The 3,888-nt window shown below is 69.4% G+C and carries 5 protein-coding genes; 2 read left to right on the top strand and 3 right to left on the bottom strand.

What is annotated here, in order from left to right; all coding sequences use genetic code 11:
• The coding region (locus V6M42_RS07345) for a hypothetical protein (protein WP_332678027.1) at positions 1-582 on the top strand (582 nt) is incomplete at its 5' end.
• Positions 583-609: 27 nt separating this feature from the next.
• Here the strand turns inward: V6M42_RS07345 and V6M42_RS07340 are convergent.
• Both V6M42_RS07340 and V6M42_RS07335 read right to left on the bottom strand, forming a co-directional pair.
• Complete coding sequence (locus V6M42_RS07340) at positions 610-810, bottom strand: DUF2842 domain-containing protein (RefSeq protein ID WP_332678026.1); 201 nt, start codon at positions 808-810, stop codon at positions 610-612.
• A gap of 2 nt (positions 811-812) precedes the next feature.
• Positions 813-1,064: a transglycosylase gene (locus tag V6M42_RS07335; RefSeq protein ID WP_332660798.1), complete on the bottom strand. Its 252-nt coding sequence runs from the start codon at positions 1,062-1,064 to the stop codon at positions 813-815.
• Positions 1,065-1,198: 134 nt separating this feature from the next.
• Here V6M42_RS07335 and V6M42_RS07330 point away from each other — a divergent pair, with 134 nt between their 5' ends.
• Complete coding sequence (locus tag V6M42_RS07330) at positions 1,199-2,266, top strand: COX15/CtaA family protein (RefSeq protein WP_332678025.1); 1,068 nt, start codon at positions 1,199-1,201, stop codon at positions 2,264-2,266.
• Here the strand turns inward: V6M42_RS07330 and V6M42_RS07325 are convergent.
• Positions 2,235-3,650 carry an alkaline phosphatase PhoX gene (locus V6M42_RS07325; RefSeq protein WP_332678024.1) on the bottom strand — a complete coding sequence of 472 codons (1,416 nt, stop codon included), beginning with the start codon at positions 3,648-3,650 and terminating at the stop codon, positions 2,235-2,237. The genes V6M42_RS07330 and V6M42_RS07325 overlap by 32 nt on opposite strands.
• Positions 3,651-3,888: the final 238 nt, after the last annotated feature.

The raw sequence follows: 3,888 nt of genomic DNA, 5'->3' as shown, positions 1-3,888 counted from the left end.
GACGGCGACTTCGACCAGGTCATGGAGAACAGCGGCGCCAACGATGGCTTTGTCTTCCACAGTCGATACCAGTTCCGGGCCATCGGCCATGATGAACGCGTGCGCGACACCGTCACCTGGCAGGCCAACGCCGTGCCCGCGGAGCCGGACCGGTTCGCCGAAAAGCTCGTGATCCGGTACGACGGCCCGTCTTCCGGCCGCGTGCAGCCCGACGGACGACTGGCTGACGGCGAAGTCAGCTTTGATCTGCTGACCGGCGCGGGCGTCGCCGTCTCGCCCACGCCGAGACGCGGCAACGCCCTGTTGCGTGTCATACCGGGCCCGCCCGACGACGGCCTGACCGAAATCGACAGACTGGTCGTGAAGCTGGACTCAGAGGGCCGCGGGCGCCTGTCCGATGCGCGGGGTATCGTCCTGGAGGTCGACAGGGTCGATGTCGACGGATCGGCCGAGGTCCGGTTGATCTCCGGGGTGACCCAGGGCGAGACGCTCCTGTTTCCTCCGCCGACCCGCGAGACCTTCCTGGAGATGATTCAGGCGATCAGGGATGAGCTGACCAGCAGGACCCCGTCGACGCCCTGACAAGGTCCGGGATCTGGCGTCCGGTCTCTATTTCTTCCCGCCCTCGGCCCAGCGGAACAGCGGATACAGGGGCACGCCCCAGCCGATGCCGGCGACGGCGTAGACCAGCAGGTCGATCATCGGCGACGGCGGCAGCAGGCCGCGGATGGCGATCGCGCCCCAGATCCAGACGGCCAGGAAGACGATCACGCCCAGCATGGCGACGAACCGGCGCGTGCGCGGACCCATGGTCAGCGCTTGCTGCGGAACAGGAAGAAGCCGCCCAGCGCCAGGGCCGAGGCGGCCAGGGACCAGACGACCCAGTCCCATTCGTCCATCGTGCCGACGGCGAAGACGCGGATGGCGAGGAACCAGCCGGCGACGGCGGCGACGCCCGACACCAGCGAGGTGGCGAACAGGCCGCGCCGGCCGGTGAACAGGTCGGCCAGCCAGGCCAGGGCGAAGGCCCCCAGAACGGCGGCGGCGATGTCGGCGTACTGCAAGGACCTCTCCTGACGTGTGGCGATGCGACGCCGAAAAGCGACTCGATCTCGCCGCACCGGGCGGGCATACCGCTCAGTCCGGCGTCGGACCAGCGACGCGCCGGCACTGTAACGAGCGGGACGGCAGGCGTCGAATGAAGCGTTTCATCGGGGGGGATCAGAGCCGGGCCGTCGCCATCTGGCTGTTCGCCTGCGCCGCGCTGGTGTTCGCCATGGTGGTGGTCGGGGGCGTGACCCGCCTGACCGGCTCGGGTCTGTCGATCACCGAATGGAAGCCGATCATGGGGGCTCTGCCGCCGATGAACGCCGCCGACTGGAACGCCGCCTTCGAGAAATACCGCGCCATTCCGCAATACGCCCAGGTCAACGCCGGCATGAGCATGGGCGAGTTCCAGGGCATCTTCTGGTGGGAGTGGGCGCACCGGCTTCTGGGACGGCTGATCGGGGCGGCCTTCTTCGTGCCGTTCGTCGTCTTCCTGATCCTGCGCCGGATTCCGCGGCGGCTGATCGTGCGCTGCGCCGTTCTGCTGGCGCTGGGCGGGCTGCAGGGGTTCATCGGCTGGTGGATGGTGTCCAGCGGCCTGTCGGAACGGGTGGATGTGGCGCCCGAACGGCTGGCGACGCATCTGGGCCTGGCGTTGGCGATCTTCATGGGTCTGGTCTGGACCGGGCTGGAGGCCTGGAACGGCGAGGCGCACTCGCGGGCTCCGCAGGGCTGGAGCCGGGGCGCGGCGATCCTGCTGGGCGCGGTCTTCGCGCAATGCCTGCTGGGCGGGCTGGTGGCGGGGGCCAAGGCGGGCTTCGTCTATACCGACTGGCCGATGATGAACGGGGCGGCGCTGGCCCCGGTCGACTGGGGCAAGGGGGCGCTGGCCTTCCTGCACGACCAGGCGTTGGTGCAGTTCAATCACCGGATCCTGGCCTACGCCCTGCTGGCCGGAGGGACGGTCTATGCGGTGCAGGCGTGGCGCTGGCGGCTGGCAGAGGGGCTGGGCCTCTCGGCCTTCGTGGTGGCGGCGGTCCTGTGGCTGCAGGCCGTGCTGGGGATCGTGACGCTGATCCACGCCGTGCCTCTGTGGCTCGGCGCCCTGCATCAGGCGGGAGCGGTTCTGGTGCTGACGGCGGCGACGGTGAACCTGTGGCTGGTGCGTCGCTCGCAGGCGAGGCTGTTTACGTCCGGACCGCGCTCCAGGGGCCTGTGATCGCGAAGGTCAGCCCCGGGTAGTAGAGGTTGACGAACAGCACCGAGCCGTCGGGCGAGAAGACCCCGCCGGCGAACTCGCTGTTGCCGGTGAAGACGTTGCGGGCGATGGCGTAGACCTTGCCGTCCGGGGTGACGCCCTTCACGTGGTTGCGGCTGTCGGTCGAATAGTTGTCCTCGCAGACGACCAGATGCCCCCAGGGCGCGACGCAGATGTTGTCGGCCATGTTGAGGGTGCGCGGATCGGCGCTTTCCACGAACAGCTGGACGCGGCCCGGGCGGCGGCGCTCGCCGGCCTCGCCCTCGTCGCGCGACGGCACGTAGCGCAGGATCTGGCCGCGCTTGAGCGGACCGCCCGAGGTGGCGGTCATGAACAGTTCGGTCCCGGCCCAGAAGACGCCTTCGCCGCGCGCGACCCGGACGGCCCCGGCGGCATGGCCGCGCAGGCGCAGGTCGGCGTTGGGGTTTTCGACGTCCTCCATGTCGATCCAGACGACCTCGCGCCAGTCGCCGGGCGACCATTCGCGGGCGTCGTGATTGGTGGAATCGGCGCCGGGCTGGCCCTTGAAGGCCATGGCCTGAAGACGGCCGCCGTCGATCAGCTTGCCCGGCGTCGTCGGGATGAAGCGGTAGAAGAGGCCGTCGACCTTGTCCTCGGTCAGATAGACGATGCCGGTGCGGGGATCGACGCAGACGGCCTCGTGGTCGAACCGGCCCATGGCCTTCAGCGGCACGGCCTCGACCAGACCCGTGGCGGCCGCGGGAACCTCGAAGACGAAGCCGTGCGGCTTGCCGACGTCGTGGGTCCCGGGGGCTTCCTCGGTTTCCTCGCAGGTCAGCCAGCTGCCCCAGGGGGTGTGGCCGCCGCAGCAGTTCGTCGAGGTGCCGGTGAGGCTGAGGTGCTGGCTGACGGTGCGGCCGGTGGCGAGGTCGTAGACGAGGGTGGTCGTGCCGCCCGGGATGACGCGGCCGTCGGCGGCGACGTCATAGGCGCGCGAGGCGTCGATCAGGCCGGCGCGTTCCTGATGGAAGCCGGCGGGGCCCCAGTTGCGGTGGGTCGCGCGGGAAGCCTTGAGTTCATGGTTGCGGACGAGGGCGACCCTGGTTCCCTCCAGCGGGAAACAGCCCATGCCGTCGAAATTCTGCGGCACCAGCAGGCCGTCGCTCATGGTCTCGCCGCCCTGGGAGATGATCCGGTACGAGAAGCCTTCCGGCAGGTCGAGGACGCCGTTGGGGTCCGGCTTCAGCGGGCCGTAGCCCTCGACGTCGTTGACGTAGGTTTCGGCCGGAGGAGTCTGGGTCTGGGCGAGGGCGTGCCGGGCGAAGCCGGAGAAGGCGAGGGCGGCGGCGGAACCCGCGAACAACTCACGACGATGGGGGCGCATGCAGGACTCCGGATTCGATGGTGTCGCTTATGGCGGGACCGTGCGTCGCGGTCATCATGGTTCTGTGACGTGCGGGCATGCGTCATCGCTCTCCGGCATCGCTGCCTGAAAATTCGGGGAGGGCGCGGGGCGACCGGGCTCGCCCGGTGCTGTTGTAGTTTTACCGTTTCGACGAGACAGACCGCCCCGCGTCGTCGTTTTCCACGCGCGTGCCGGCCGCCGGCCCTGTTCGGGCCTT

Source organism: Brevundimonas sp. (assembly GCF_036677305.1).
Classification (GTDB): domain Bacteria; phylum Pseudomonadota; class Alphaproteobacteria; order Caulobacterales; family Caulobacteraceae; genus Brevundimonas.
The sequence above is the reverse complement of the archived record's forward strand: the minus strand, read 5'-3'. Positions and strand labels throughout refer to the sequence as shown.

Coding starts and splice junctions, on each gene's coding strand:
- V6M42_RS07340 (WP_332678026.1), bottom strand. CDS start 810: ATGGGTCCGCGCACGCGCCGGTTCGTCGCCATGCTGGGCGTGATCGTC.
- V6M42_RS07330 (WP_332678025.1), top strand. CDS start 1,199: ATGAAGCGTTTCATCGGGGGGGATCAGAGCCGGGCCGTCGCCATCTGG.
- V6M42_RS07325 (WP_332678024.1), bottom strand. CDS start 3,650: ATGCGCCCCCATCGTCGTGAGTTGTTCGCGGGTTCCGCCGCCGCCCTC.